24 protein-coding genes and 1 pseudogene are annotated in these 25,394 nt (G+C 68.5%); 16 read left to right on the top strand and 9 right to left on the bottom strand.

Annotation, left to right across the window (positions count from 1 at the left end; translation table 11 throughout):
• Positions 1-8: 8 nt before the first annotated feature.
• The 7 genes and pseudogenes from D7D52_RS40465 to D7D52_RS31380 all read left to right on the top strand — a co-directional run.
• Positions 9-179, top strand: a pseudogene (locus D7D52_RS40465) (DUF1707 SHOCT-like domain-containing protein); the annotation flags it as partial.
• Positions 180-427: 248 nt separating this feature from the next.
• The gene (locus D7D52_RS39590; protein WP_120742171.1) at positions 428-778 is read left to right on the top strand and encodes a hypothetical protein; all 351 of its coding nucleotides are present in this window, start codon (positions 428-430) and stop codon (positions 776-778) included.
• Positions 779-1,003: 225 nt separating this feature from the next.
• Entirely contained in the window at positions 1,004-2,842 is a 1,839-nt protein-coding gene (dnaK, locus tag D7D52_RS31400) for a molecular chaperone DnaK (RefSeq protein WP_120742169.1), read from the top strand.
• On the top strand, positions 2,839-3,471 hold the full coding sequence (gene grpE, locus D7D52_RS31395; RefSeq protein WP_120742167.1) for a nucleotide exchange factor GrpE: 633 nt from the start codon (positions 2,839-2,841) through the stop codon (positions 3,469-3,471). The genes dnaK and grpE overlap by 4 nt, the downstream gene beginning before the upstream one ends.
• Before the next feature lie 54 nt (positions 3,472-3,525).
• Positions 3,526-4,704, top strand: a complete 1,179-nt coding sequence (gene dnaJ / locus D7D52_RS31390) for a molecular chaperone DnaJ (protein WP_120742164.1) — start codon at positions 3,526-3,528, stop codon at positions 4,702-4,704.
• Positions 4,704-5,099 (top strand): heat shock protein transcriptional repressor HspR, encoded by a 396-nt coding sequence (locus D7D52_RS31385; protein WP_120742162.1) that lies wholly within the window; start codon positions 4,704-4,706, stop codon positions 5,097-5,099. Before dnaJ ends, D7D52_RS31385 begins: the two co-directional genes overlap by 1 nt.
• A 560-nt stretch (positions 5,100-5,659) precedes the next feature.
• Positions 5,660-6,829 carry a globin domain-containing protein gene (locus D7D52_RS31380; RefSeq protein WP_120742160.1) on the top strand — a complete coding sequence of 390 codons (1,170 nt, stop codon included), beginning with the start codon at positions 5,660-5,662 and terminating at the stop codon, positions 6,827-6,829.
• Between the two features lie 9 nt (positions 6,830-6,838).
• Here D7D52_RS31380 and D7D52_RS31375 read toward each other — a convergent pair whose 3' ends face one another.
• From D7D52_RS31375 to D7D52_RS31365, 3 genes are all read right to left on the bottom strand, one after another.
• The gene (locus tag D7D52_RS31375) at positions 6,839-7,624 is read right to left on the bottom strand and encodes an FAD-binding oxidoreductase (protein WP_120742158.1); all 786 of its coding nucleotides are present in this window, start codon (positions 7,622-7,624) and stop codon (positions 6,839-6,841) included.
• Positions 7,625-7,687: 63 nt separating this feature from the next.
• Positions 7,688-8,848 (bottom strand): FAD-binding oxidoreductase, encoded by a 1,161-nt coding sequence (locus tag D7D52_RS31370; RefSeq protein ID WP_120742156.1) that lies wholly within the window; start codon positions 8,846-8,848, stop codon positions 7,688-7,690.
• Positions 8,849-9,005: 157 nt separating this feature from the next.
• Positions 9,006-9,950 carry an NADP-dependent oxidoreductase gene (locus D7D52_RS31365; protein WP_120742154.1) on the bottom strand — a complete coding sequence of 315 codons (945 nt, stop codon included), beginning with the start codon at positions 9,948-9,950 and terminating at the stop codon, positions 9,006-9,008.
• A 236-nt stretch (positions 9,951-10,186) separates the two neighbouring features.
• Between D7D52_RS31365 and clpB the strand changes: the two genes are divergently transcribed.
• The 7 genes from clpB (at position 10,187) to D7D52_RS31330 (ending at position 18,229) form a co-directional block, all read left to right on the top strand.
• Positions 10,187-12,742 (top strand): ATP-dependent chaperone ClpB, encoded by a 2,556-nt coding sequence (gene clpB, locus D7D52_RS31360; RefSeq protein WP_120742152.1) that lies wholly within the window; start codon positions 10,187-10,189, stop codon positions 12,740-12,742.
• 112 nt (positions 12,743-12,854) lie between these two features.
• Positions 12,855-13,709 carry a DUF5666 domain-containing protein gene (locus D7D52_RS31355; RefSeq protein ID WP_120742150.1) on the top strand — a complete coding sequence of 285 codons (855 nt, stop codon included), beginning with the start codon at positions 12,855-12,857 and terminating at the stop codon, positions 13,707-13,709.
• Positions 13,710-13,768: 59 nt separating this feature from the next.
• A complete protein-coding gene (locus D7D52_RS31350; RefSeq protein WP_120742148.1) occupies positions 13,769-14,854 on the top strand; it encodes a hypothetical protein in 1,086 nt (361 codons plus the stop codon).
• Positions 14,855-15,002: 148 nt separating this feature from the next.
• Positions 15,003-15,812: an SDR family NAD(P)-dependent oxidoreductase gene (locus D7D52_RS31345; RefSeq protein ID WP_120742146.1), complete on the top strand. Its 810-nt coding sequence runs from the start codon at positions 15,003-15,005 to the stop codon at positions 15,810-15,812.
• A gap of 8 nt (positions 15,813-15,820) precedes the next feature.
• On the top strand, positions 15,821-16,366 hold the full coding sequence (gene pyrE / locus D7D52_RS31340) for an orotate phosphoribosyltransferase (protein ID WP_120742144.1): 546 nt from the start codon (positions 15,821-15,823) through the stop codon (positions 16,364-16,366).
• A 118-nt stretch (positions 16,367-16,484) separates the two neighbouring features.
• Positions 16,485-17,543: a beta-ketoacyl-ACP synthase 3 gene (locus D7D52_RS31335; RefSeq protein ID WP_120742142.1), complete on the top strand. Its 1,059-nt coding sequence runs from the start codon at positions 16,485-16,487 to the stop codon at positions 17,541-17,543.
• Positions 17,543-18,229 (top strand): lysoplasmalogenase, encoded by a 687-nt coding sequence (locus D7D52_RS31330; protein WP_120742140.1) that lies wholly within the window; start codon positions 17,543-17,545, stop codon positions 18,227-18,229. The genes D7D52_RS31335 and D7D52_RS31330 overlap by 1 nt, the downstream gene beginning before the upstream one ends.
• A gap of 43 nt (positions 18,230-18,272) precedes the next feature.
• Here D7D52_RS31330 and D7D52_RS31325 read toward each other — a convergent pair whose 3' ends face one another.
• The 6 genes from D7D52_RS31325 to D7D52_RS31300 all read right to left on the bottom strand — a co-directional run bounded on the left by D7D52_RS31325 (position 18,273) and on the right by D7D52_RS31300 (position 24,042).
• Entirely contained in the window at positions 18,273-19,370 is a 1,098-nt protein-coding gene (locus D7D52_RS31325; protein WP_222932708.1) for a phosphotransferase enzyme family protein, read from the bottom strand.
• Positions 19,367-20,692, bottom strand: a complete 1,326-nt coding sequence (locus D7D52_RS31320) for a purine-cytosine permease family protein (protein ID WP_120742138.1) — start codon at positions 20,690-20,692, stop codon at positions 19,367-19,369. The genes D7D52_RS31325 and D7D52_RS31320 overlap by 4 nt, the downstream gene beginning before the upstream one ends.
• Positions 20,693-20,787: 95 nt before the next feature.
• Positions 20,788-21,207 carry a hypothetical protein gene (locus D7D52_RS31315; RefSeq protein WP_425464584.1) on the bottom strand — a complete coding sequence of 140 codons (420 nt, stop codon included), beginning with the start codon at positions 21,205-21,207 and terminating at the stop codon, positions 20,788-20,790.
• A 111-nt stretch (positions 21,208-21,318) separates the two neighbouring features.
• Positions 21,319-21,948: a Uma2 family endonuclease gene (locus D7D52_RS31310; RefSeq protein WP_120742134.1), complete on the bottom strand. Its 630-nt coding sequence runs from the start codon at positions 21,946-21,948 to the stop codon at positions 21,319-21,321.
• Between the two features lie 40 nt (positions 21,949-21,988).
• A complete protein-coding gene (locus D7D52_RS31305; RefSeq protein WP_187703061.1) occupies positions 21,989-22,657 on the bottom strand; it encodes a response regulator transcription factor in 669 nt (222 codons plus the stop codon).
• Entirely contained in the window at positions 22,654-24,042 is a 1,389-nt protein-coding gene (locus D7D52_RS31300; RefSeq protein WP_120742132.1) for a sensor histidine kinase, read from the bottom strand. The genes D7D52_RS31305 and D7D52_RS31300 overlap by 4 nt, the downstream gene beginning before the upstream one ends.
• Before the next feature lie 92 nt (positions 24,043-24,134).
• Here D7D52_RS31300 and D7D52_RS39585 point away from each other — a divergent pair, with 92 nt between their 5' ends.
• Both D7D52_RS39585 and D7D52_RS31290 read left to right on the top strand, forming a co-directional pair.
• Complete coding sequence (locus D7D52_RS39585) at positions 24,135-24,656, top strand: DUF4190 domain-containing protein (RefSeq protein ID WP_246023433.1); 522 nt, start codon at positions 24,135-24,137, stop codon at positions 24,654-24,656.
• Positions 24,657-24,665: 9 nt separating this feature from the next.
• Positions 24,666-25,349 (top strand): TrmH family RNA methyltransferase, encoded by a 684-nt coding sequence (locus tag D7D52_RS31290; RefSeq protein ID WP_120742130.1) that lies wholly within the window; start codon positions 24,666-24,668, stop codon positions 25,347-25,349.
• Positions 25,350-25,394 lie beyond the last annotated feature (45 nt).

The following is a 25,394-nucleotide window of genomic DNA, read 5'->3' as shown; positions in this document are numbered from 1 at the left end:
GCGAGATCATGGCTGATGCACGCTCCCAGGGGTTGCGGGCCCGCGACTCCGACCGGGTGGACGCCTGTGCGCTGCTCGACGCCGCCCGGGATTCCGGTGAGCTGACCGCCGCCGAGCATGGGCAGCGGACCGCGAAGGCCATGGCGGCCACCACGTTCGGTGATCTGGACCCGGTCCTGTCGGATCTCCAGATTCCCCGCAATCTGGTGAATTCGCCGGTGCTGCGGGCGAATCGGCGCGGCCCGTCGACCCGCTGGAAGGTCGCCGCCGCGGTCGTGATCGCGGCGGCCGTGCTGGGCGCGTTCGCGGGCTGCGTATCCCGTTCGGCCGCACCGAAACCCGCGCTGCCGGACCCGACCACCGGCCCGGGGCTGGCCAGTTTCGTCGCCGCTACCAGGGGCATTTCGGCGATACGCAGGCCGATCAGGTGCTGCTGTTTCCCACCCACGTGGTGGTGCAGCGTCGCCCGAATCCCACGGCGCAGCGGGACGCTTATATCCGCTACGACGGGGTCTTTCACGACTACAACGACGTGGCCCGATCCCCGGGCGTCGACCGGTTCGACCTGGCCGCGCTGGATCTCCCCAGGATCGCGGCGCTGTTGGCGGGTGCGCCGCAATCGGCCGGGGTGCCCGGTGGCAAGATCGGGCATATCGAGATCGCGCGCGGTACCGACGGCGCTCCGGTCGTCTCCGTCTATGTGGCCGAAGGTTCCACCAGCGGCTGGTTCCGGGTCACCGCCAAGGGCGAGCCCATGGCGATCTACCCGCCCAGCTGATTCACCCCTGATCGATCGGTCACGAAATCCGCCGAGATTTTTTGTGGCGCGCGGAATAGATGACGTGGGGCTCTCGTTGGCACAGATCAGCAAGGTTGAGTGAGTTGGACTCAAGTTGGAGTTGCGCGCCGCCGCCGGCGGGTGCAGGATTGAGCCGACCACGCTCAGAGTTTCTGAGATGTAGTGCCGCTGGCACTCAGGTACGTCAACACAGGAGGAACCACCATGGCTCGTGCGGTCGGTATCGACCTCGGGACCACGAACTCTGTCATCGCCGTTCTCGAAGGCGGCGAACCGGTCGTCGTGGCCAACTCGGAAGGTTCGCGCACCACCCCCTCGGTCGTCGCGTTCGCCAAGAACGGCGAGGTGCTCGTCGGTCAGCCCGCCAAGAACCAGGCAGTCACCAACGTCGACCGCACCATTCGGTCCGTCAAGCGCCACATGGGCGAGGACTGGACGGTCGAGATCGATGGCAAGAAGTACACCCCGCAGGAAATCTCCGCGCGCACGCTCATGAAGCTGAAGCGCGACGCCGAGGCCTACCTCGGCGAGGAGATCACCGACGCGGTCATCACCGTCCCCGCCTACTTCGAGGACGCGCAGCGCCAGGCCACCAAGGAGGCCGGCCAGATCGCGGGCCTCAACGTCCTGCGCATCGTCAACGAGCCGACCGCGGCGGCGCTGGCCTACGGCCTGGACAAGGGCGACAAGGAACAGACCATCCTGGTCTTCGACCTCGGCGGCGGCACCTTCGACGTCTCGCTGCTGGAGATCGGCGAGGGCGTCGTCGAGGTCCGCGCCACCTCCGGTGACAACCACCTCGGTGGCGACGACTGGGACGAGCGCATCGTCGGCTGGCTGGTCGACAAGTTCAAGGGCACCTCGGGCATCGACCTGACCAAGGACAAGATGGCCATGCAGCGGCTGCGCGAGGCCGCCGAGAAGGCCAAGATCGAGCTGTCGTCCTCGCAGTCGACCTCGATCAACCTGCCCTACATCACCGTGGACGCGGACAAGAACCCGCTGTTCCTCGACGAGCAGCTGACCCGCGCCGAGTTCCAGAAGATCACCTCCGATCTGCTGGACCGCACCCGCAAGCCCTTCGCCTCGGTCATCAAGGACGCCGGCATCTCGGTCGGCGACATCGATCACGTGGTGCTCGTGGGTGGTTCGACCCGTATGCCCGCGGTCTCCGACCTGGTCAAGGAACTGACCGGCGGCAAGGAGCCCAACAAGGGCGTGAACCCGGACGAGGTCGTCGCCATCGGCGCCGCCCTGCAGGCCGGTGTGCTCAAGGGTGAGGTCAAGGACGTCCTGCTGCTCGATGTCACCCCGCTGTCGCTGGGCATCGAGACCAAGGGCGGCGTGATGACCAAGCTCATCGAGCGCAACACCACCATCCCGACCAAGCGCTCGGAGACCTTCACCACGGCCGACGACAACCAGCCGTCCGTGCAGATCCAGGTCTTCCAGGGTGAGCGCGAGATCGCCTCGCACAACAAGCTGCTCGGTTCGTTCGAGCTGACCGGCATCCCGCCGGCCCCGCGCGGCGTGCCGCAGATCGAGGTCACCTTCGACATCGACGCCAACGGCATCGTCCACGTGACCGCCAAGGACAAGGGCACCGGCAAGGAGAACACGATCAAGATCCAGGACGGCTCCGGCCTGTCCAAGGAGGAGATCGACCGCATGGTGCGCGACGCCGAGGCGCACGCCGCCGAGGACAAGGCGCGGCGCGAGGAGGCGGAGACCCGCAACCAGGCCGAGTCGCTGGTGCACCAGACCGAGAAGTTCATCAAGGACAACGAGGACAAGGTCCCGGCCGAGGTCAAGACCAAGGTCGAGGCGGCCATCGCCGAGGCGAACGAGGCGCTGAAGGGCACCGACATCGCGGTCATCAAGTCCGCGGTGGAGAAGCTCGCCACCGAGTCGCAGGCGCTGGGCCAGGCCATCTACGAGGCCTCCGCCGCCGACCAGGCCGCGCAGGGCAACGGCGCGGGCGCGCCGGAGTCCGATGACACCGTGGTGGATGCCGAGGTCGTCGAGGAGCCGGAGAAGAAGTGACGAACCAGAACCCGGAACCAACCATCGATCCGGCTGAGTTCGAGGGGCGCTTCGCGGCGACGGGTGAGGACTTCGAGGCCGCGGCGGACAACGCCGCGGCCGCGGGGGCCGAGGGTTCTCCCGACGCGGGCCAGGACGCCCTGGCCGACGCGATCACGGCCGAATTGGCCGAGCGCACTTCGGATCTGCAGCGGCTGACGGCCGAGTACGCGAACTACCGCCGCCGGGTCGAGCGCGACCGCAAGGTCACCATCGACACCGCCAAGGCGTCGGTGGTCAGCGAACTGCTGCCGGTGCTCGACGATCTGGATCGGGCGCGCGCGCACGGTGACCTCGACAACGGACCGCTCAAGTCCGTCGCCGACAAGCTGGTCACGGCCCTGCAGAAGCAGGGCCTCGAGGAATTCGGTGTGGAGGGTGAGGCTTTCGATCCGACCCTGCACGAGGCCGTGCAGCACGAGGGCAGCGGCGTGGACCCGGTGCTGGCCCTGGTGATGCGCAAGGGCTACCGCTTCGGCGATCGCGTGCTGCGGCACGCGCTGGTCGGCGTCACCGACGGGGTGGCGGATCAGGCTGCGGCGCAGCCGGATTCGCAGAACGCTGGCACCGATGCCCCCGGTGCCGAGTAACGACACACAGACGCCTCCGGCGTCGCCATCGACACAGAAAGGAGGAGATGCCCGGTGAATCGCGAGTGGCTCGAGAAGGACTTCTACAAGGATCTGGGTGTTTCCTCCGGCGCCACCCAGGACGAGATCAAGAAGGCCTACCGCAAGCTGGCCCGAGACCTGCACCCGGACAAGAACCCCGGGGACAGCAAGGCCGAGGAGCGGTTCAAGGCCGTCAGCGAGGCGAATGCCGTGCTGTCGGATCCGGAGAAGCGCAAGGAGTACGACGAAGCACGCAAACTGTTCGCCGGCGGCGGTTTCGGCCGCGGCGGCGGGTTCACCCCCGGGGCCGGCTACGGCCAGCCGGGCGGTGGGTTCTCCGGCGAATTCAACCTCGGTGACATCTTCGGCACGAGCGCCGGGGGCGGCGCCGACGGCGGCCTGGGCGATCTGCTGGGCGGACTGTTCAATCGCGGTGGCACCCGCACCTCGTCGCGTCCGCGGCGCGGTTCGGACGTGGAGACCGAGACGACCCTGGGCTTCCGCGAGGCCGCCCAGGGCGTGACGGTCCCGCTGCGCATGACCAGCCCGGCCGCCTGCACCACCTGCCACGGCAGCGGCGCCAAGCCTGGCACCAGCCCGCGAGTCTGCCCGCACTGCAACGGTTCCGGCGTGGTCAGCCGCAACCAGGGCGCGTTCGGCTTCAGCGAGCCGTGCGAGGACTGCCGGGGCACCGGATCGATCATCGACGATCCGTGTGTCGACTGCCGCGGCACCGGCATCCAGAATCGGACCCGCACCATCACCGTGCGCATTCCCCCGGGCGTGCGCGACGGGCAGCGGATCCGGCTGGCCGGTCAGGGCGAGGCGGGCCTGCGCGGTGCGCCGCCGGGCGACCTGTACGTCACCGTGCACGTCAGCCAGGACAAGGTGTTCGGCCGCAATGCCGACGACCTGACCCTGGTGCTGCCGGTCTCGTACGCCGAACTGGTGCTGGGCACAACGGTTTCCGTGCCCACCCTGGACGGTCGCGTGGGCGTCAAGGTGCCGCCGGGCACCGCCGACGGCCGGACCCTGCGGGTGCGCGGGCGCGGTGTGCCCAAGCGCGACGGCGGCGCCGGTGACCTGCTGGTCACCGTGAAGGTCGCGGTGCCGCAGAAGCTGGACGACAATGCCACCGAGGCGCTGCGGCGCTACGCGGAGGCGGAGAAGACCAGCGGGTTCGATCCACGTGCGGGATGGGCAGGTGCGTAATGAGTTCCGATCCGAAGCAGACCGAGGCCCAGTACTTCCTGATCTCGGTGGCCGCGCAGCTGGCGGGCATGCACGCCCAGACGCTGCGCACCTATGACCGACTGGGTCTCGTGTCGCCGCAACGCACCTCCGGGGGCGGGCGGCGGTACTCGAACCGGGATGTGGAGCTGCTGCGCGAGGTGCAGCGCCTGTCCCAGGACGAGGGCGTGAACCTGGCCGGCATCAAACGGATCATCGAACTCACCAACGAAGTCGAGGCCCTGCAGCATCGGGTGTCGGAGTTGACCGCCGAGGTGGAAAGGCTGCGGGCCGGCTACCGGCCCGCCCATCTGACCCCTCAGCCCAGCACCGCGCTGGTGGTGTGGCAGCCCCGCAATCGGCGTAAGCCGCAGTAGCGGCCGACGCCGAGAAGTGAAAACCGAAGGGGCCCGGAGACTCACGTCTCCGGGCCCCTTCGCTGTGCGGGGCGGGTGGGCGGGCCGGGCGGACGGTGCACGGAGTTCGCCCTGCTGCGATTGTTGCGGACAATGTGCTGAGTTGCTCTAGCGGACTGTGGGATTCGCGAAGTTCTTTATGTCTGTTAATGAAAAACAGACCGGTAGGTTATGAATTGATACCTATCATGAGTTTTGTCCGTATGCTGCAAGGGAAATCAATGCGTGCTGGGTTGCGGCGAGATCGCTACTTTACTGAGTCTTGCAAAACGGATCAGCCAAGATCGGTGGATGTAACCCCGTGTCGCCCGGCGTGTTCCAGTTGAGCAGTCTGTTTTCGGCTCAGGTGCCCCGCAACGTCCACGTTTTCGAGGATTAGAGGGCGTGTTATTGAAACGTCCCGTTCCGTTGCTGGCTAACCTCGCCTACACTTGCTGAGCAACGGCTGCTGTCGAGTGTCCCGCAGCACTTCACTCGCCGGTCACGCCTGCGTTCGATTGCGAAATGGGGTTGTGACACAAATGGATTCGCGCACCGTCGCATTGATTAGAACAACGTTCAAGTCGGTTGCTGCGGAGGATGATGGCCCCGAGAAACTCGCGCGATCGTTCTACGCCATCCTCTTCACCGACTACCCGCAGGTGCGGGACTTCTTCCCCGCCGCCCTGGACGCCCAGCGCGACCGGCTCGTCAAGGCCATCGCCTATGTGGTGGACCGGCTCGAGGAGCCCGAGCGGCTGCTGCCCTTCCTGGCCCAGCTCGGGCGCGACCATCGCAAGTACGGCGTGGTCGCCGAACACTATGCGGCGGTGTGTCAATCACTGAAATCCGCGCTGGCGGCGTACGCGGGCACCGAGCTGTGGACCGACGAGGTCGACCGCGCCTGGGACGAGGGCATCAATATCATCGCCAACACCATGATCGGCGCGGCCGAGCAGGAGACCACCCCGCCGGTGTGGACCGGCACCGTCATCGAACACCGCGAGGTGCTGCGCAATCTGGCCGTCGTGCGGCTGCGGCTGGATCAGCCCATGCAGTACGCGGCCGGCCAGTACATGAGCGTGCAGATTCCCTCCCGCCCCCGCATGTGGCGGTATCTGTCCCCGGCCATCCCGGCGAATGCCAACGGCGAGTTGGAATTCCACATTCGCGGCGTCACCGGCGGCTGGGTCAGCCCCGCCATGGTGGGTCACACCCGCGTCGGTGAGCAGTGGCTGATCGGGTCGCCGCTGGGCGGTCTCGGCGTGCCGCGCAATACCCGCCGCAAGCTGCTCATGGTCGGCTGCGGTACCGGCATCGCCCCGCTGCGCGCGCAGCTCATGGCCATGACCGCCCGGCGCTCCAATCCCAAGGTGGACGTGTTCGTCGGCGGGCACTATCCGTGCGACCTCTACGATCTCGAGGTGCTCAGCCAATTGGCCTGCGCCAACAAATGGCTCACCGTCCACCCGGTCACCGAATCGAACGAGAACCCGTGGTGGCACTTCGACAATGGCGAGGAGCCGCCGGAATTCCCGGGCCTGGAACCGCGCAAGGTCGGTCAGATCGGCAAGATCGTGGCCGGCCACGGGTCCTGGGACGATCGCGATGTCCAGATCGTCGGCGCGCCGTCGATGGTGCAGACCACCAAGTTCCGGCTCATGGCGGCGGGCACCCCCACCGAGAACATCCGCCACGACCCGCTGTTCTGACCGGGCGGCTCAAAACCCTTCGTAGCGAATGGCTTCCGCGGGCGCGCCGATCTCGACCAGTTGGTCGATGGTGTTGCGGACCATGGCGGCGCCGCCGCAGACCAGGATCTGATGGTGGTCGAGCGGGCCGAAGCGTTCGGGGATGTCGGCGATGGTGCCCGGCATCATCTCCTCCGGGTGGAAGCCGATGTCCACGCGGCACTGCTCGTAGAAGGGGTCGGCCAGACCCGGGTCCTCCTCGTCCTGAACCACCGGAATGACTGTCAGCCAAGGCATTTCACCGGCCAGCAGAAACAGCATGTCGGAGGCGTAGAGGTCGCGCGGATAGCGTCCGCCCACGAACAGGTGGGTGCGCGGCGGTTCGGGACGACGCGAGACATCCAGCAGCAGGGCGCGCAACGGCGCCAGCCCGACCCCGTCGGCGATCATCACCACATCGGTGGCGTCGGGTTCCACCGTCAGCCAGCCGGCGGGCGCGCTGATCCGCCATTCGTCACCGGGATGCGAATCGGCCACGATGGCGCCGCTGCACCAGCCGCCCGGCACCGTGCGCACATGGAATTCCAGTTTCCCGTCCAGTGACGGCGGCAGCGCGGAATACATGCGCCGCACCATGTTCGGATGCTGCGGCGTGCGGACCTCCACCGACTGCCCCGCCGCGAACGGCACGAACTCGCCGATCAGCCGCACCACCGTGGTGTCCTCGCGCAACCGGTGCGCCCCGACCACCGTCGCGGTCCATTCGGTCTGCTCACCCAGCGGCAGCGCACCGGTCTCGTCCGGGCCGATCGTCAACGCCAACTCCTGATCATCGAAAAGTCGAGTACCCCAAGGCAACTGGGCGTCGCGCGAGGCGGGTCACACGGGATCCGAGCTTATCGCCGACAGCGGTGTGCCCACCGACATCAGCGCTCGCTTGGTGTCGGCGATCATGCGCGCCGACCCGGCGATCTGGATCTGCCGGTCCGCCCACGCGCCGAAGCTGGCCACCACCGCGCCCAGATTGCCGATCAGCCGCCGGTGCATGCCGAACGGCGTCTCGGCGGGCGGATAGGGATGCCACCACGGATTGGTCTCGTTCTCGCACACCGGGACCACGGTGAGCCACGGATTGGATTGCGAGAGCTGCCACATGTTCTCCACATCGTAGAGATCACACGGGTAGCGGCCGCCCATGAACAGGTGCACGCGCGGATTGATGCCGCGCCGGCCCATCTCGATCAACTGCGCGCGCAGCGGCGCGATGCCGGTGCCGGAGCCGATCATGAGCACATCCTTGCGCTGGCTCAGATCCACGTGCAGTCCGCCCAGCGGGGCCGCGATCATCCAGCGGTCGCCGACCTGGGTCTCGTTCACGATGGCCGGGCTCACCCAGCCGGTGCGCACCTTGCGCACATGGAATTCGATCTCGCCGTAGGGGTTCGTGGGGATCGCCGGGGACAGGTAGCGCCACATCTTGGGCCGCTGCGGAATGGCGATGGGCACATACTGCCCGGCCTGGTACGGGATCGGGGTGTCGGTCTGCAATCGGACGATGGCCAGATCGTCCACCACCCGCCGGTGCCCGACCACGGTCGCCTCCCAATAGGGTTGCGACTTATCGGAATTCGCGCCGATGGCCATGGACGCCGAGATCAGGATGGTGATGTCGCGCCAGCCCGCCTCCAGCGGCCGCGACCAGTTGGCAACCCCGTTGTAGCTGCGGAACGCCGCGAGCAGGGCGCGTCCGGCGATGTCGTAGTGCGCTGCCTCCACCCCGTACTTGCGATGGTCGCGCGCGAGTTGCTCGAGGAAGCGTTGTGCGCGGTCCCAGTCCTCCAGATTGTCGAGCACGAATTGGATGGCGGTGACCAGCCGCTTGGGCTGCATGTCCATGGCGGACGGGAACAGCTCCCGCAGGGCCGGAATCTCCGCGAAAAGGTGACCGTAGAACGCGCTGATCAGCCGTTCGGGCCCCTGCGGGACCTCGACGACTGTCCGAAAGTTTGCGCGGACCAGCGCTGCCGAACGCGCATCCACGACGTCGAGCTTTCCTTCCTCTGCTGCTGCCCCGGATCGCCTGCTGCCAGGCGGCCCTCCGCGTCAAGTATCCCCGAAAACTCGGAGGTCGCACGGATATAGCCGAGGGCTGGTTGATTTGTGTAACTCGAGGTTCGGGTGGCGGGTGGTGCGGGGCTCAGATGACGAGCACCGTCTTGCCGCGCGCACCCGGTGCGCCGAGCACCTCGGCGGCCTCCGACAAGGGTGGCATAGCGCTGATCGGCACCATCAGGTCGCCCGTGGCCGCCAGCCGCAGCAGCTCCCGCAATTCGGCTGCGCCACCGCTCGATTCGAGGTTGCCGCCGGTGATGCCGCGGGCCCGCAGTGCGGCCTCGTCGGCGGAGCCGATGGTCGAGAAGGCGGCACCGCCGGATCGCACCAGGCCGGCATTGTCGGCGAAGACCGGCGGCGCGGAGACCAGATCGAACAGGACGTCGATGCCGCCGGGATCGGTGGTCCGCACCGAATCGGCCACCGACGCCGGGATGGCCGGGCCGTAGTTCACGACCTCGGTCGCGCCCAGCCGGATCATCCGGTCGGTGTCGTCGGGGCGGGCGGTGGCCAGCACGTGGGCCCCGGCCAGCGCGCCCAGCTGCACCAGATACGAGCCGACGCCGCCGGATGCGCCGACGATCAGCATCTTCTGGCCGTCCCGCACGCGGGCGGCGCGCATGAGGTCCAGGGCCGTGATGCCCGCGGTCGGCAGCGCCGCCGCACGCACCGAGGTCACCTCGTCGGGCACCAAGGCCAGCGCGCTGTCGTGCGGTACCGCGATGTATTCGGCGAAGGTGCCGTGCCCGATCGGCGGGATCAGGAACTTCCCGACCACCCGGTCGCCGAGGGTGAAATCGTCCACGCCCGCGCCCACGGCGGCGATCGTGCCCGCCCCGTCGGTGCCGGGGATCAGCGGAAAGTCGTGCGGCAGTCGACCGTTCAGAAAGCCGTCGATGATCCGCTGGTCGAACGGGTTGACCCCGGCCGCCTCCAGCTGGATCAGCACCTGGCCCGCACCGGCTTCGGGGATGGGCATATCCGCGGTCTCGGGCTTGGCGCCGAATTCCCGGACGACGATCGCGCGCATGGGACTCCTTCGCGTTGCGGCCTCTCGGAAAGTGGTTTCAGGGGAAGCCCCTGAGAGCCCGCGCGAGTTGGCCGGCTCTGAGCTGGGGTGACGCGTCCACGAACGAGCCCATCGTACGCGTAGCGTGGGAACCGGCCGGGGACTCTGGACCTGGCGTCGAAAACTAGTCAGACTTGAGCGGAACAGACTCAACTTGTGTCGCGTTGTACGGAGCAACGACTAGTAGGAAGGTGACAGTGGACTCGTTCAATCCCACCACCAAGACCCAGGCGGCCCTGACCGCCGCACTCCAGGCGGCCTCCGCCGCCGGAAACCCGGAGATCCGTCCGGCGCACTTGCTGGTGGCGTTGCTGGATCAGACCGACGGCATCGCCGCCCCCTTGCTCAAGGCCGTCGCAGTCGACCCGGCGACGGTACGACGCGAGGCCCAGGACATCGTCGACCGGCTGCCGCGCGCCTCCGGCGCCACCACCACCCCCAACCTCGGGCGCGAGGCGCTCGCCGCGGTCACCGCCGCGCAGCAGCTGGCCACCTCGATGGGCGACGAGTACGTCTCCACCGAACACCTGATGGTCGGTCTGGCCGAAGGCGATTCGGATATCTCGCAACTGCTGCTGAAGTACGGCGCGACCGCCGACGGACTGCGCGACGCGTTCACCGCGGTGCGCGGCAATGCCCGGGTCACCACCGCCGATCCGGAGGGCCAGTACCAGGCGCTGGAGAAGTACTCCACCGATCTGACCGCCGCCGCCCGCGAGGGCAAGCTGGATCCGGTCATCGGGCGCGATCACGAAATCCGCCGTGTCGTCCAGGTTTTGAGCCGCCGCACCAAGAACAACCCGGTGCTGATCGGCGAGCCCGGCGTCGGCAAGACCGCCATCGTGGAGGGGCTGGCCCAGCGCATCATCGCCGGCGATGTCCCGGAATCGTTGCGCGGCAAGAAACTCATCTCGCTGGACCTGGGCGCGATGGTGGCCGGCGCGAAATACCGCGGTGAGTTCGAGGAGCGGTTGAAGGCCGTCCTGGAGGAGATCAAAACCTCTGCGGGACAGATCATCACGTTCATCGACGAGCTGCACACCATCGTGGGCGCGGGCGCGACCGGCGAATCCGCCATGGACGCCGGCAATATGATCAAGCCCATGCTGGCCCGCGGCGAATTGCGGCTGGTCGGCGCGACCACCCTCGACGAGTACCGCCAGCACATCGAGAAGGATGCGGCCCTCGAACGCCGCTTCCAGCAGGTGATGGTGGGCGAGCCGTCGGTGGAGGACACCGTGGGCATCCTGCGCGGCCTCAAGGAGCGCTACGAGAACCACCACCACGTGCGCATCACCGATTCCGCGCTGGTGGCGGCCGCGAGCCTGTCCGACCGCTACATCACCTCCCGGTTCCTGCCGGACAAGGCCATCGACCTGGTGGACGAGGCGGCGTCGCGGCTGCGCATGGAAATCGATTCCCGCCCGGTGGAAATCGACGAGATCGAGCGCGTCGTGCGGCGGCTCGAGATCGAAGAGGTGGCGCTGGCCAAGGAGACCGACGAGGCGTCCAAGACCCGGCTCGAGAAGCTGCGCTCCGAACTCGCCGACGACCGCGAGAAGCTCAACCAGCTGATGACCCGCTGGCAGAACGAGAAGCAGGCCATCGACGCGGTGTCGGTGCTCAAGGAACAGCTCGAGACGCTCAAGGGCGAATCCGAGCGCGCCGAGCGCGACGGCGACTACAACAAGGCCGCCGAGCTGCGCTACGGCCGAATCCCCAAGCTGGAGAAGGAGCTTGCCGACGCCGAGGGCAAGGCGAAGACCGCCGCCGACGGCGACGTCATGCTCAAGGAGGAGGTCGGGCCGGACGATATCGCCGAGGTGGTGTCGTCGTGGACCGGTGTCCCCGTGGGCAAGATGATGGAGGGCGAGACCCAGAAGCTGCTGCGCATGGAGGACGAGCTGGGCCGTCGGGTGGTCGGGCAGCGCGAAGCGGTGCAGGCCGTGTCCGATGCCGTGCGCCGCGCGCGGGCCGGGGTGGCCGACCCGAACCGGCCGACCGGTTCCTTCATGTTCGTGGGACCCACCGGCGTCGGCAAGACCGAGCTCGCGAAGGCGTTGGCGGACTTCCTGTTCGACGACGAGCGCGCCATGGTCCGCATCGACATGAGCGAGTACTCCGAGAAGCACTCGGTGGCCCGCCTGGTCGGCGCGCCCCCCGGCTACGTCGGCTACGACCAGGGCGGTCAGCTCACCGAGGCGGTGCGGCGACGCCCGTACACGGTGGTGCTGTTCGACGAGATCGAGAAGGCCCACCCGGACGTCTTCGACATCCTGCTGCAGGTGCTCGACGAGGGCCGGCTCACCGACGGTCAGGGCCGCGCGGTCGATTTCCGCAACACCATCCTCATCCTGACCTCGAATCTGGGTGCGGGCGGTGACAAGGAGACGGTCATGAACGCGGTGCGCCGCGCCTTCAAACCGGAGTTCCTCAACCGGCTCGACGACGTGGTCATGTTCCACGCCCTCGACGAGGAACAGCTCGAGCACATCGTCGAAATCCAGCTGCACCAGTTGCAGAAGCGGCTCGCGCAGCGACGCCTGAAGCTGGACGTGTCCGACTCGGCCCGCTTCTGGCTGGCCGTGCGCGGCTACGACCCGGCCTACGGCGCGCGCCCGCTGCGCCGCCTCATCCAGCAGGCCATCGGCGACTCGCTCGCCAAGGAACTGCTGGCCGGGGAGGTCCGGGACGGCGACACCGTGAAGGTGAACGTCACCGACAAGGGCGACGGCCTCATCGTCGGCCGCTGATCGCGGAACCAGGCCCCCGCCCGAACTCCGGTTCGGGCGGGGGCCCGCCCATTTGGGAACCGTCCGGTCGAGTTCGCGGCCCGGACGGGTCACTCCGCCTACCCTGGAGGCCATGACTGATCCGAGCGATCCGTGGTCGCGGCGGCCGGAACCGGGCCCGGGGGAGGGGCCCGCGGCATCCGCCGCGCCCGGCGGCCACCTCTCGGACAGCGGCCATCCCGGGTACGGACCCACCGAGGCCATTCCGGTCGATCAGCCGACCCAGTACTTCGGGCAGCCGCCCGGGCCCGACGCCACCCGCGTGCTGCCGCCCGCCGACGCCGGATGGGGCGGCTACGAGACCGGCGGCGGCTACGAGCCGACCGCCGTCTACCCGGGGCAGCCCGGATATCAGCAGACCAATGCCTATGGCGCACCGGCCTATCCGGGCACACCCGGCCCGGTCCCCGGCGGCTATCAGCCCGCGGGCTTCCCGCAGAATCCGCCGCCGCCCCCGCCCCAGCGCAAGACGACGCTGTGGGTGACGCTGGCCCTCGCGGCCGTGCTCGTGGTCGCGATCGTCGGCGTCATCGTGGGCACCCTGCTGGGACACCGGGATTCGTCCAACACCGCGTCCGCGCCCAGCGCCGCGCAGACCTCCGGTTATCCGTCGCCGGGCGACACCTCCGCGCTGCCGCTGCCCAGCGGGATCCCCACCATTCCGGGCCTCGGGGATCTCGACCAGCTGGGCGCGGACATGGGCACGATCGCCAGCAACGACGGTTCGACCCTGACCATCACCACCCTGTCCGGCGGGAAGCTGACCGTGAAGACCGATGCCAAGACCCAGGTGATTTCCCTGGGCAGCAGCAAGGTTTCGGACCTGCAGGTCGGTGAGGTGGTCATGGTCCAGGGCGACAAGAACTCCGACGGATCCGTGCAGGCGAAGCTGATCTTCAGCACCTCGCTGCCGAGCGGAACGAAATGAGCGACAAAGGTGTGACCGGACAGGGCATGACACCGCTCGGCTGGATAGGGTAGGGCGCGATGACGGCGATATGGTTCGGGCTGGCGGCGATCGCGCTCGTGGGTGCGATCGTGCTGCTCTATTTCGATCGGCTGCAGCGGCAGCGTACGGGGCATGTGCGACAGGTCTGGGCGAAATCCCAGGGCTACACCTATGTTTCGGTGGAGCCCGCGCTCGCGGCCACCTGGCGGCGCGGCGCGCTGGCCAAGCTCGGCTACCTGTCCGCGGTGGACGTGGTGTCGGGCAACCGCAAGGGCGAGAAGTTCGTGCTCTTCGATCTGGAGGACGCCGCCACCCTGGTCGCGGTGCGCCGGCAGATCGGCTCGGACATCGATATCGACCTGCGGCTGAAAACCGCGGCGCCGCCGAAGGATCACGATCTGGAACTGCTGGGCGCCATCGGCGACCGCGTGGTCTTCGCGACCAATCCGGATATCGCGCGGCACGCGGTGGATCAGCGCATGGTGGCGTTCATCGAATCGCTGCCCGACACCGTGCAGCAGCTGTGGTCGGAGGGCAACTGGACCCTCGGCATGCTGCCTGTCGGTTCCGTCTCCAAGGATTGGGAGATGGCCATCGACGCGGTGCTGCGGCTGTCCGGGCTGCTGCACGTGCTGCCGCCGGTCATCAATGCCGAGCGCGGCCGCGACGAACTGCCCGAACCCGGCAGCTCCCGCCCGCTGCCCGAGGACGACGGGTACGACGGCCACGACGAATTCGGTGATTTCGGCGACGAGGAACCGGCCCGCCCGCGCCCGCGCGCCGAGGCCGACGACTACGACTCCCCGCTGGTCGGCGATATCGCCGGCGACGGCGAATCCGGCGACGAGGCCGAGAACTGGCGTCCCGCACTGAAAGTCGTGCCGGATCCGCGCAACCGCCCGCGCCGCAACTGGCCGCCCGCCCCGGAGGGCGAACCGGACTGGGACGAGCGGGACGCGCGCGATGAGGAAGATCGTTGGGAGGAACCGGAATCCGAGGATCGGGCCGAGGACCCCGACCGCGAACCGGAGGAGGGCTGGCGGCGTGATCAGGGCCGCAGCGCCCCGCCCGGCGGCCCCTTCCACCCCGGCTTCCGGCCGTATCAGGGCCCAGCCCCGAGGTGACGCGCCGCGCGTCCATTCTCGGGCGGCACGCCGGGACCACCTCGCATCTGCGTGAATTCGCAGCGTGTGGCACGGGCAGGGACCAGAATGGGGGCGCAGTTCCGGTCATCGCCGACCGCTCCTTTCTCGTGCGAGTGATAGGCCGTCGATGACCGAGCATTCCCCTGCCCGCCTGCCCGGCGCTCACCGTCCGGTGGCGCTTGTCACCGGGCCGACCTCCGGCATCGGCAAGGCCTACGCCACCCGGCTCGCCGCGCTCGGCTACGACCTGGTGCTGGTGGCCCGCGACGAGAACCGGCTGGCCGCGCTGGCACACGACGTCCAGGTGCGCTTCGGCGCTCGCGCCGAGGTGCTGCCCGCCGATCTGGGCCGCCCGCACGATCGGGATCTGGTGGCCGCCCGCCTCGCCGACGGCGTCGAATTCCTGGTCAACAACGCGGGTTTCGGCATGTCGGGGGAATTCTGGACGCAGGGCCCCGAGGCCCTGCAGAACCAACTCGATGTGAACGTCACCGCCGTGGTGCAGCTGACCCGGGCGGCCCTGCCGGCCATGCTGCACGCGGCCAACGGCACCGTGGTCAATGTGGCCAGCACCGCGGGCCTGATTCCCGGACGGGGATCGACCTATTCGGCCTCCAAGGCGTACGTCGTATCCTTCTCCCAAGGGCTGGCGGGCGGGCTGGCCGGGACCGGAGTTCGGGTGCAGGCACTGTGCCCGGGATTCGTCCGCACCGAATTCCATGAGCGAGCCGGCATCGACATGGCCTCGCTACCGCGAAAGCTGTGGTTGAGCGTGGACGAGGTGGTGGCCGGTTCGCTGCGAGATCTGGAGAGAGACCGGGTGATCAGCGTGCCCGGAATGCAGTACAAAGCGATCGTCGCGATCGCCGGGTTCATCCCCCGATCCCTGGTGACCCGCCTGAGCCGGGGCCTGTTCAACGCACGCGGAAGGACATAGACACAGCAATGCAGGTAACGACGACCGACCGGGACAGACTCGCGGCACTGGTACGCGACCTCGCCGTGGTGCACGGCCGGGTGACCCTGTCCTCGGGCAAGGAAGCCGACTACTACGTGGACCTGCGCCGGGCCACCCTGCACCACGAGGCGGCCCCGCTGATCGGCAAGCTGCTACGCGAGCTGGTGGCGGACTGGGAGTTCGACTCGGTGGGCGGGCTCACCATGGGCGCGGATCCGGTGGCGGCCGCGGTCATGCACGCGCCGGGCCGGCCCATCGACGCCTTCGTGGTCCGCAAGGCGGCCAAGACCCACGGCATGCAGCGCCAGATCGAGGGCCCGGACATCGTGGGCAAGCGGGTGCTGGTGGTCGAGGACACCACCACGACCGGCAATTCGCCGCTGACCGCCGTGCGCGCGCTGCGCGACGCCGGCGCGATCGTGGTGGGGGTGGCGACCGTGGTGGACCGGGAGACCGGGGCCGACGGCATCATCGCGGCCGAGGGGCTGGAATACCGCTCGATCCTGGGCCTGAAGGACCTCGCGCTGAGCTGAGGACAAATGTCCTTTACTCGATGGTTAACGTGACTTGGCACTGGGCTGAACCCTTGCTCTGGGTTAGCCTGGTGCTGGTCTAACGTCCGACAAAGGTGTTGTGAAGGGTCGATCACCAGTGGTGAGCATTGCAATCAATCAGGGTCATCAGAATGTCGCAATGCTCGGCATCGGCGCTTACCGGCCCCAGCGCCTGGTCAGCAATGCCGAGGTGTGCGAAGTCCTCGACTCCACTCCCGAGTGGATCTTCGAGCGCACCGGCATTCACAATCGGCGCTGGATCTCCGGCGACGAGACCCTGCGCACCATGGCGGTCGCGGCGGGCGAGCGGGCGCTGAACAACACCGGCATCGACCGATCCAAGATCGGCGCGCTCATTCTGTGCACCTCCAGCTGGCTCAAGCTGACCCCGCACGGCGCGCCGACCATCGCCGCCGACCTCGGCATGAACGGCATCCCGGCCTTCGATCTCACCTCGGGCTGCGGCGGTTTCGGCTACGGCCTGGGCGTCGCCACCGACATGATCCGGTCCGGCTCGGCCGAATACATCCTGGTCATCGGGGCCGAGACGATGACCGTCGGCCTGGATCCGAAGGATCGCGGCACCGCCATGATCTTCGGTGACGGCGCGGGCGCGGTCGTGGTCGGACCCAGCGAGGAGAACGGCATCTCCCCGACCGTCTGGGGCTCCGACGGCGAGAACGCCGAGGCCATCGCGCAGGACGTCGACTTCCTCGAGTTCATGAACAAGGCGCAGCGTCTGCAGGGCACCGACCCGGAGATCGAACCGGTGGGCCGCATGTCGCTGCACATGGAGGGCCCCAAGGTCTTCCGCTGGGCCGCGGTCACCCTGCCGCGGGCGCTGTCGAGCGCCATCGAGGTGTCCGGGGTGGCGAAGGAAGACATCGAGATCTTCATTCCGCACCAGGCCAATGCCCGCATCAACGAGCTCATGAAGAAGAACCTCGGGCTTGCCGACGACATCCCGATGGCCAATGACATCGAGAACACCGGCAACACCTCGGCCGCCTCGATCCCGCTGGCCATGGAGGAGATGCTGGTGACCGGCAAGGCCAAGGGCGGTCAGCTGGCGCTGCTGCTCGGCTTCGGCGCGGGGCTGTCGTATGCGGGCCAGGTCGCGGTGCTGCCGCCCGCTCCGGCCGAACCCAGCTTCTGATGGCGCGTCCGCTGCGCGCCGCGTTCGTCGGCGCGGCGGCGGTGACCGTGTTCGGCGCGGTCACCGGTCGCGAGAAAATGCAGTGGGCCGCAAAGCCTTTGCTGATGCCGCTGCTGGCCGCCGACGTGGCGGTGCACGGATCCGCGCTGGACCGCACCGATCGTCGGGTGCTGCTCGGCTCGCTGGCCGCGGCGACGGTCGGGGACGTGCTGCTCATCGATCCTGACGACGATCGCCGATTGATAGCGGGCGCTTCGTCTTTCGCGGTCATGCAGACCGGTTACGCGTGGCTGTGGTCGCGGCGCGGCGCTCGGCCACGCGCATCGATCGCGGTCCCGCGGGTGGCGGCCTGGCTCGGGGCGGCCGCACTGATGCGGATGAAGGCCCCGACGGTGGCCCTGCCGCTCACCGCCTACGGAGCGACCCTGGGCACGGCGGCGACCCTCGCCTCGGACCCGGAGCTGGCGCGGGACGCGAAAAACGTCGCGGGCCTCAACATTCCGAACCGGGATCCGCGCAGCCGGGTCGGCGTGGGTGCGCTGTTGTTCACGCTGTCGGACGGGTTGATCGTGCTGCGCCGGGTTTTCGCGCGGAGCGAGAAATCGCGCCGGGTGACCGAAGGCGTCATTCTCGCCACCTATGCCGCGGCGCAGTATCTGCTCACGGATCCGCGAGTGCATCGGTAATCGAAGACGTTCTCGTGAATTCGATACGGCAAGAGCCCCTTTGCTACCTGCGGGAGAGTGCGGCGAGCAGGTCGCGGCCGTCGGCGGATTCCGTCCACCAGGTGGTGTGTCCGAGAAAGTAGTCGGCGTAGGCGATTTCCGCGTTCTTGGCATTGCCGCCGGGGATGACGCCGAGGAAGTAGTCGATCTCGGAGAGCTCGTACTCGCAATGCACGAGGGGAAGAAGTGCGGGAAGGGCCCGGAGTTCGGCCGCGGTCAAATTCCGTACCGCTTGGTATTTCTCCAGCAACGCCCGCACCTGATCGAATCGCACCCGCGCGGGCCCGCCGTCGCGGATCGAAATCCAGTCCACGGCACAGCGTTCGATGGCCGTGGCGAGGTCGTGGATCGCGGTGGTGCGGTCGCAGAGTCCGAAGTCGATGACCGAGGCGACCGTGCCGTCCCGCCACAGCAGGTTGGTGCCGTGCCAATCGTTGTGCGTCCACAGCGGTTCCAGCTCGGCGAGCAGGGGACGCAGGCGCTCATAAGCCGGAAGGTGGACGCGGGCCATCTCCGCGCGCCAATCGCGTTCGGCCAGGAACGCCGCCAGCGCCGGTCGCCGGGCGGCCCGATCGGCCACGGCGGCAAGGGGATCGGCGGACGAGAAGATGGTGAAACCGGCCTGCAACGGCCGGGGCGGCCGGGGCGGGGCCTCGTATCCGGCGGCGGCATCGTGCAGGCGGGCCAGCATGTGTCCGGCGGCGGCCGCGTCCGCGATGGAATGGTAGGGCGACCAGGAGAAGGAGCCCGCGTAATCGTCCGCCCCAGCGCCGAATTCCTGTATTTCGTAGGCGAATTCGCCGAGCTCGGCGGTGCCAAGCACCCGGGGCACCGGGATTCTGCGGCTGCGCAGATGCGCGGTGAAGCCGTGTTCCTCACCGAGCGCGGTCGCGTCCCGCAGCGTCCGGGGGAGGCGTTTGACGATGACCGCGCGCCCCTCCGGCAGCCGCACCCGCGCCGTCGCCGACAGCGGGCGCGGGCTGCGCCATTCGAGGACCGCGCCCGCGCCCGCCACCGCCGCCACCTCGGCGGAAGTCAGTGCGGGCCAGTCGGGTTCGACGAGCGCGTCGAACCCCATGCCGTAGACGCGGCCGTCGGTCATCCCCGCCGGAACCGGACCAGGAGCGCGGTCACCACCGCGGCCGCCAGGAAGGAGTACAGCGAGGCCGAGGACCACCAGCCGGGATGCACGTGCAAGGTGTCCTGGGCCCGTATCCAGAAGTCCTTCCAGCCGCCGAGGGTGCCCGGATTGAACAGCTGGTAGGTGACGAAGCCGATTACCCACGGCAGCAACATGAGTGGCCGGGTGGGTGCGTTCTCGGTGAGGTCCCAGCCTTGCCGGCCGCGGCCGAAGAAGTAGTCCACCACCAGCACCGCGCAGAGCGGCACGAAGACCGAGCCGATCAGCACCAGAAAGTTCTGGTAGTTGGTGAAGTCGCGCACCGGTAGTGCCAGCAGCGTCACCACCAGGCCGATCAGGCCCGCGAGCAGGCGGCGATCCACCCGCGGCAGCAAGTTCTGGATGGACATGGCCGTCGAATAGATGTTGGCGAAGGACTGATCCGCTTCACGAAGCACAAGGACCGCAAAGAACAACCAGCCGGCCGTCACCCCGAGGAAGGTGTCGAAGATGTGTTCGGCGTTGCCACCCGCCTGCAGGATTGCCAGGATGCCCAGCAGATAGCACCAGACCTGCGCGAGGGAGTAGCCGAGCACGGTGGCCCCGGCCGCCGTCTTGGCCGTGCGGGAGTGCCGGGTGTAGTCGGCGGCCAGCGGCACGAAGGAGATCGACACCGCGAGGGTGGAGTCCACGGCGGGCCAGAAACCGCTCCAGCTGGTGCCCTTCGGTAGCGGAACCGGTTGGCGCAGTAGCTGAACCGTGAAATAGATCAGGGCGATGGCCACCGCCACCGACACGTACTTGCGCAACGCCCGCACCGCCGACAGCGGCCAGATGGCCATGACCGTGGACAGCGCGCCCGCCGCGACGATCACGATCCAGTGCGGCACCCGATCGTGGGTGAGCGCCGTGACGCCGAGGGTGATGACGGTGAGCTCGTACACGCCCCACCCGATGCACTGCACGATATTGGCGACCGTCGGCACATACGACAGCCGGGTGCCGAACAGTCCGCGCAGCACCGCCATCGCGGGCGCGCCGGTGCGGGCCCCGATGGCGGCCGGCCCGGCCACCATGGCCGCGCCGATCACGGTGCCCAGCACGGTGGCGAGCAGCGCCGCGATCAGCGGCAGGCGCACCCCCTCGCTGGGGGACAGCACCACGGCCGCGCCGCTGAACCCGATGAGGCTGACGCCGAGGTTGAGCCAGAACGCCGCCTGATCCGTGAAGCCCAGGGTGCGCGGGGGTGCGGTGTCGAGCACCAGCGGCGCTTCCTGATGTTTCGGTCTGTCGGCGATCGTCATGGGGAGGATGCTACGGGCCGGTCGGGGCAAAACGGGCACTCAGGCAGCCCTGACCTGGATATATGTTTCAGCCTTACCCCTCGAGAGCTCGGGGGTCAGAGGCAGAGCATGATTCGGTCGCGGTTGGCGGGATCCACCCGGATCGAGATCGTGCCGCCCACGGTGATTCTCGGCTTCACCACCGGTTCCACGTCGAAGACGATGCTGCCGTAGTAGGTCTGTGAACCCGGCACCACCAGTTCGAGATCGAGTTCGGTGATCTCGGTGCAGTGGTCGGTGCGCCGCAGCGGATGGACGCCCTCGATGTTCGCCCAGCCTTCGAGTCCGTGGCGCAGCAGTTTTCGATCGGAGCGGGTGGGGCGCTGGGCGAACAGCATGCCCAGCCCGAGGAAGGTGCCGAAAAGACCGACCAGTGTGATCACTTGGAGCGGCACCGTCCCGGGCGGGGTGAGCGGGACGATCCAGCCCAGCCACACCCCGAGAGCGATCAGATAGGCGGCTGTCACTCCGAGCACTGTGCGAATGATGCGCGCGTGGTCCATGACACCCTCCAACCACGGCTTACGGAACTCCAGGATAGTCCCGAAAGGTGTCGCGGGTGGCGGGATCCGGCGAGGTCAGGGGCGTTACCGGGATCCGGCCGCGGCGCCGGAGGAGCTGGGTGAGCGCAGCGCGGTGAGCGCGTCGAGATCCAGGGGCAGGGTCAGTCCGTCGAGTTCGAGGGTGACCTGTCCGGTGTACTCACCGGTCGGTACGTATCGGCCGTCGCGTAGCCGATGGGTGAGCAGCCGCAGCGTGCCCTCGGTCTCCAGCAGCCAGTAGTGCTCGATGCCGGCCGCCGCGTACTCGGCGAATTTCATCACCCGATCCACCCGCCGCGAGCCGGGCGAGACGATCTCGACGGCGGCCAGCACATCCCCGGGCCGCACCCGGGTGGCGTGCTCGGCGCCGGCGGCGCCGCCCACGATCAGCACATCCGGCACCCGCACCGTCGGCGGCGAGCCCTCGTCGATGAGCAATTCGATGCGCGCCATGGCCGCCACCCGCCGCGGCAGCGCGCGCTCCAATTGCGCGGCCAGCCGCCACACCGCGAGCTGATGCCGGGGCGGTTGCGGCGCGACCACGAGCACGCCGTCCACCAGTTCCCGGCAGTGCCGGTTGTTCTCGGGCAGCAGTGCCCAGTCGGCAATGGTGAGCAGGTGATTCGGCCAGTATTCAACCGATTTCAGCAATTCCGCGGAACTCGACCGAGTCATGCCCTCCAGTCTTCCACGCTCCGCAACCGCGCAGCGACGTTTACCCTTTCAAACGTAGAACCGCGAGCACGCGCCGATGATGCGAGTCCGAGGGCGGCAGTTCGAGCTTGGTGAAGATATTGCCGATATGCTTCTCGATCGCGCGCTCGGAAACCGTCAGCGCCTGCGCGATGGCCGAATTCGACAATCCCTGGGCCATGGATTCGAGGACTTCGTGTTCGCGCGGGGTCAACTTCGACAGCGAATCCTGTTGCCGGGCAGCACCCATGAGCTGACTCACCACTTCCGGATCCAGCGCCGTGCCGCCGGTGGCGACGCGGCGCAGGGCATCGGCGAAATCGGACACATCGGCCACCCGGTCCTTGAGCAGATAGCCGACGCCGCCCGCGCCCGCGGCCAGTAGCTCGGTGGCGTAGCGGGTTTCGATCCATTGCGAGAACACCAGGACCCCGGTCCGCGGCCGGCTGCGGCGCAGTGCGAGGGCGGCCAGCAGGCCCTCGTCGGTGAAGGTGGGCGGCATGCGGACGTCCACCACCGCCACATCGGGCGCGTGCTCGGTCACCGCGGCATGCAGACCGGTCGGATCTCCCACGGCGGCCACCACCTCGAAGCCGCGTTCCGACAGCAGCGCGGTCAAGCCGTCCCGCAGGATCGCATTGTCCTCGGCGATCACCACGCGCAGCGCGCCCTGTTCGCCCTCCGCGCTCATTGGGGCCCCGCCAGCGGCAGCACCAGCGTGACCACCGTCGGCCCGCCCACCGGGCTGTCCACGAACAGCGAACCGTCCACGCCCCGCGCCCGCTGCGCGAGCCCCGAAAGTCCGCCCGCCACAACGGCTTCACCGGAGGCGTCGGCCGGCTGCAGCGCACCGCCCTGACCGTTGTCGCGCACGCTCACCGCCAGCGCGTCCGATCCGGTGGGCAGCACCGCCACCCAGATCCGGTTCGCCGCAGCGTGTTTCACCACATTGGTGAGCAGTTCCGCCACCGAGAAGTAGGCGATGGCCTCGATGGCCGGACTGGGCCGCACCGGCAGCAGCACCCGCAGTTCCACCGGGATCGCGCAGCGGGCCGCCAAGGTCTCGAGCGCCGGGCCCAGGCCGAGATCCAGGGCGGGCGGGTGGATGCCGCGCACCAATTCGCGCAATTCGGTCAGCGCCTCCTTGGAACTGGTGCGCGCCTGCGCGATCAACTCCTCGGCGTCACCGCCCGTGGCGATTCGTTCCTCGGCCCGCCCCAGCGCCATGGCGATGCCGACCAGCCGCGCCTGGGTGCCGTCGTGCAGATCGCGTTCCAGCCGGCGCAGGGTCGCGGTGGCGTCGTCGACCGCGGCGCGACGGCTCTCACGCAGTTCGGTCAGCGCGCGATCGCGGCGGGTCGGGGTGAGCAGCCACGCCGCGAGCACCCGATGCAGGAAGCACACGCCGCGGAACAACCACGGCAGCAGGAAGCAGCCCAGCACCCCGATCGCCGCGAAAGCCAGTACGCGCGGCCAGGTCTCGATGTAGTAGTCGCCGAACTGGACCATCGAATGATGCGAGACGCCGCGGGCGTCCACATTGTGCGGGTCCTTCCACGCCCACAGCACGGGAGACACGGTCACCAGGGCGGTTAGTGCCACGACCATCAGCACGAGGTAGCCGACCACCATTCCCAGCGCCGCCTCCAGCAGCAGGAACAGCAGCGCCCGCCAGGACGTGCGATCGGTGAAGGCGCTGCGCAGCCAGCCGATCGGGCCGGGACGGAAGGTGAACGGCGGCGGCTCGGGCAGTTCCGCGTTCAGCAGCACCGTCCCCAGCACCCGGTAGATCCGTCCCCAGACCCTGCCGCCCAGGATCACCGCCGCCAGCACCGGCACGCCGATCACCAGCACCGACAGGTACAGGCTGCCGCCGACCATCACGAACAGATAGGCGGTGGCCAGGCATCCCAGCACGAAAACGATGATCAGATAGGCGAATTCCTTCCAGGCGCGCGCCCGGAACGGAGCCGTCGCGAACGTGCGCAGTCCCGTCCACGGTCCGCTCGCACCCGGATTCGGTTGCGGCGCGGGCGGTTCCAGGAGGGGCCGGGGTAGGGCGGAGGTGTCGCTCATGCCTTCATCGTCTCGGTCGGCGGGGTGCGCGGGCGATAGGGCAGGCCCGTAAATCCTGGGTGGGGCCAGCACTACCCCCTAGCATTCTGACCATGACATACGACCCCCCGCCGCCCGGCTGGGATCCGCAGTCCCCGCACAATCCGCCGCAGCCGGTGGACCTGGGCAAGCAGCAGGACGCCCCGCCGCAGGACCACGGGCAGTCCCAGGGGTACGGGCAGCCCCAGTCTTTCGGGCAGCCCCAGCCTTACGGGCAGCCGCAGGACTACAACCCGCAGGCGTCCGGCTACGGCTATCAGCCCGGATACCTGCAGTCCGCGCCGGGCTACTACCCGCAGACCTACTTCGGCGGGCCGCCGCCGGATCATCCGCAGGCCGTCGTCGTGCTGATCCTCGGCATCCTCAGCCTGGTCTTCTGCCAGTTGATCGGGCCGGTGGCGTGGGTCATGGGCAGCCGGGCGCGCAAGGAGATTCAGGCGTCGGGCGGTGCCGTCGGCGGCAGCGGCATGGTGAACGCCGGCTGGATCTGCGGCATCATCGCCTCGTCCCTGATGATCTTGGCCGTGCTGTTCTTCGTGCTGCTCGCCGTCGTCGGGGCATTCGCGTCGAACTAGGATCGCCGGGTGAGTTCCGCCCCGACCGACGACGACGCGCTGACCCCCGGTCCCACCGAATGGGGTGAGCATCCGCACGGCGTCGGCCCGTGGCGCGCGGAGTTCGGGACCGAGCCGCCCGCGGATCCCCGGCTGGATCCGGAACTGCTGGCCCACGGCGACCGCCGCAATGTGGTGGACGCCTACCGGTATTGGCGGCGCGAGGCCATCGTCGCCGATATCGACGCGCGCCGGCATCCCTTCCACGTGGCCATCGAGAACTTCGGGCACGACGCCAATATCGGCACGGTGGTGCGCACCGCGAACGCGTTCGCGGCGGCGGCCGTGCACATTGTCGGGCGCAAGCGCTGGAATCGGCGCGGCGCCATGGTGACCGACCGCTACCAGCACATTCACCATCACACCGAGATCGGCGAACTGCTGAGCTTCGCGGCGGAGCGCGGTCTGACCGTGGTGGCCGTCGACAATGTGCCCGGCTCGGTGCCGCTGGAAACCGCGACCCTGCCGCGGGATTGCCTGCTGCTGTTCGGCCAGGAGGGCCCGGGTGTCACCGAGGCGGCGAGAACGGGTGCGCTGCTGACCGTTTCGATCGCGCAATTCGGTTCGACGCGCAGCATCAACGCCGGTGTCGCCGCGGGTATCGCCATGCACGCCTGGATCCGCCAGCACGCCGACCTCGGCGCCGCGTGGTAGGTCGCGCGGGACACGGGATCGAGAGGTAACGAAATAGCCACGGGG

Origin of the sequence: Nocardia yunnanensis, assembly GCF_003626895.1 — a bacterium.
Classification (GTDB): Bacteria; Actinomycetota; Actinomycetes; order Mycobacteriales; family Mycobacteriaceae; genus Nocardia; species Nocardia yunnanensis.
The sequence above is the reverse complement of the archived record's forward strand: the minus strand, read 5'-3'. Positions and strand labels throughout refer to the sequence as shown.

What these genes read in the sequence shown, in the direction of transcription:
- D7D52_RS31350 (WP_120742148.1), top strand. Translation starts at nt 13,769, where the DNA reads ATGACGGCGATATGGTTCGGGCTGGCGGCGATCGCGCTCGTGGGTGCG.
- D7D52_RS31385 (WP_120742162.1), top strand. Translation starts at nt 4,704, where the DNA reads ATGAGTTCCGATCCGAAGCAGACCGAGGCCCAGTACTTCCTGATCTCG.
- D7D52_RS31320 (WP_120742138.1), bottom strand. Translation starts at nt 20,692, where the DNA reads ATGACGATCGCCGACAGACCGAAACATCAGGAAGCGCCGCTGGTGCTC.
- D7D52_RS31345 (WP_120742146.1), top strand. Translation starts at nt 15,003, where the DNA reads ATGACCGAGCATTCCCCTGCCCGCCTGCCCGGCGCTCACCGTCCGGTG.
- D7D52_RS31310 (WP_120742134.1), bottom strand. Translation starts at nt 21,948, where the DNA reads ATGACTCGGTCGAGTTCCGCGGAATTGCTGAAATCGGTTGAATACTGG.
- pyrE (WP_120742144.1), top strand. Translation starts at nt 15,821, where the DNA reads ATGCAGGTAACGACGACCGACCGGGACAGACTCGCGGCACTGGTACGC.
- D7D52_RS31325 (WP_222932708.1), bottom strand. Translation starts at nt 19,370, where the DNA reads ATGACCGACGGCCGCGTCTACGGCATGGGGTTCGACGCGCTCGTCGAA.
- D7D52_RS39585 (WP_246023433.1), top strand. Translation starts at nt 24,135, where the DNA reads ATGACATACGACCCCCCGCCGCCCGGCTGGGATCCGCAGTCCCCGCAC.
- D7D52_RS31380 (WP_120742160.1), top strand. Translation starts at nt 5,660, where the DNA reads ATGGATTCGCGCACCGTCGCATTGATTAGAACAACGTTCAAGTCGGTT.
- D7D52_RS31365 (WP_120742154.1), bottom strand. Translation starts at nt 9,950, where the DNA reads ATGCGCGCGATCGTCGTCCGGGAATTCGGCGCCAAGCCCGAGACCGCG.
- dnaK (WP_120742169.1), top strand. Translation starts at nt 1,004, where the DNA reads ATGGCTCGTGCGGTCGGTATCGACCTCGGGACCACGAACTCTGTCATC.
- D7D52_RS31300 (WP_120742132.1), bottom strand. Translation starts at nt 24,042, where the DNA reads ATGAGCGACACCTCCGCCCTACCCCGGCCCCTCCTGGAACCGCCCGCG.
- D7D52_RS31305 (WP_187703061.1), bottom strand. Translation starts at nt 22,657, where the DNA reads ATGAGCGCGGAGGGCGAACAGGGCGCGCTGCGCGTGGTGATCGCCGAG.
- D7D52_RS31330 (WP_120742140.1), top strand. Translation starts at nt 17,543, where the DNA reads ATGGCGCGTCCGCTGCGCGCCGCGTTCGTCGGCGCGGCGGCGGTGACC.
- D7D52_RS31355 (WP_120742150.1), top strand. Translation starts at nt 12,855, where the DNA reads ATGACTGATCCGAGCGATCCGTGGTCGCGGCGGCCGGAACCGGGCCCG.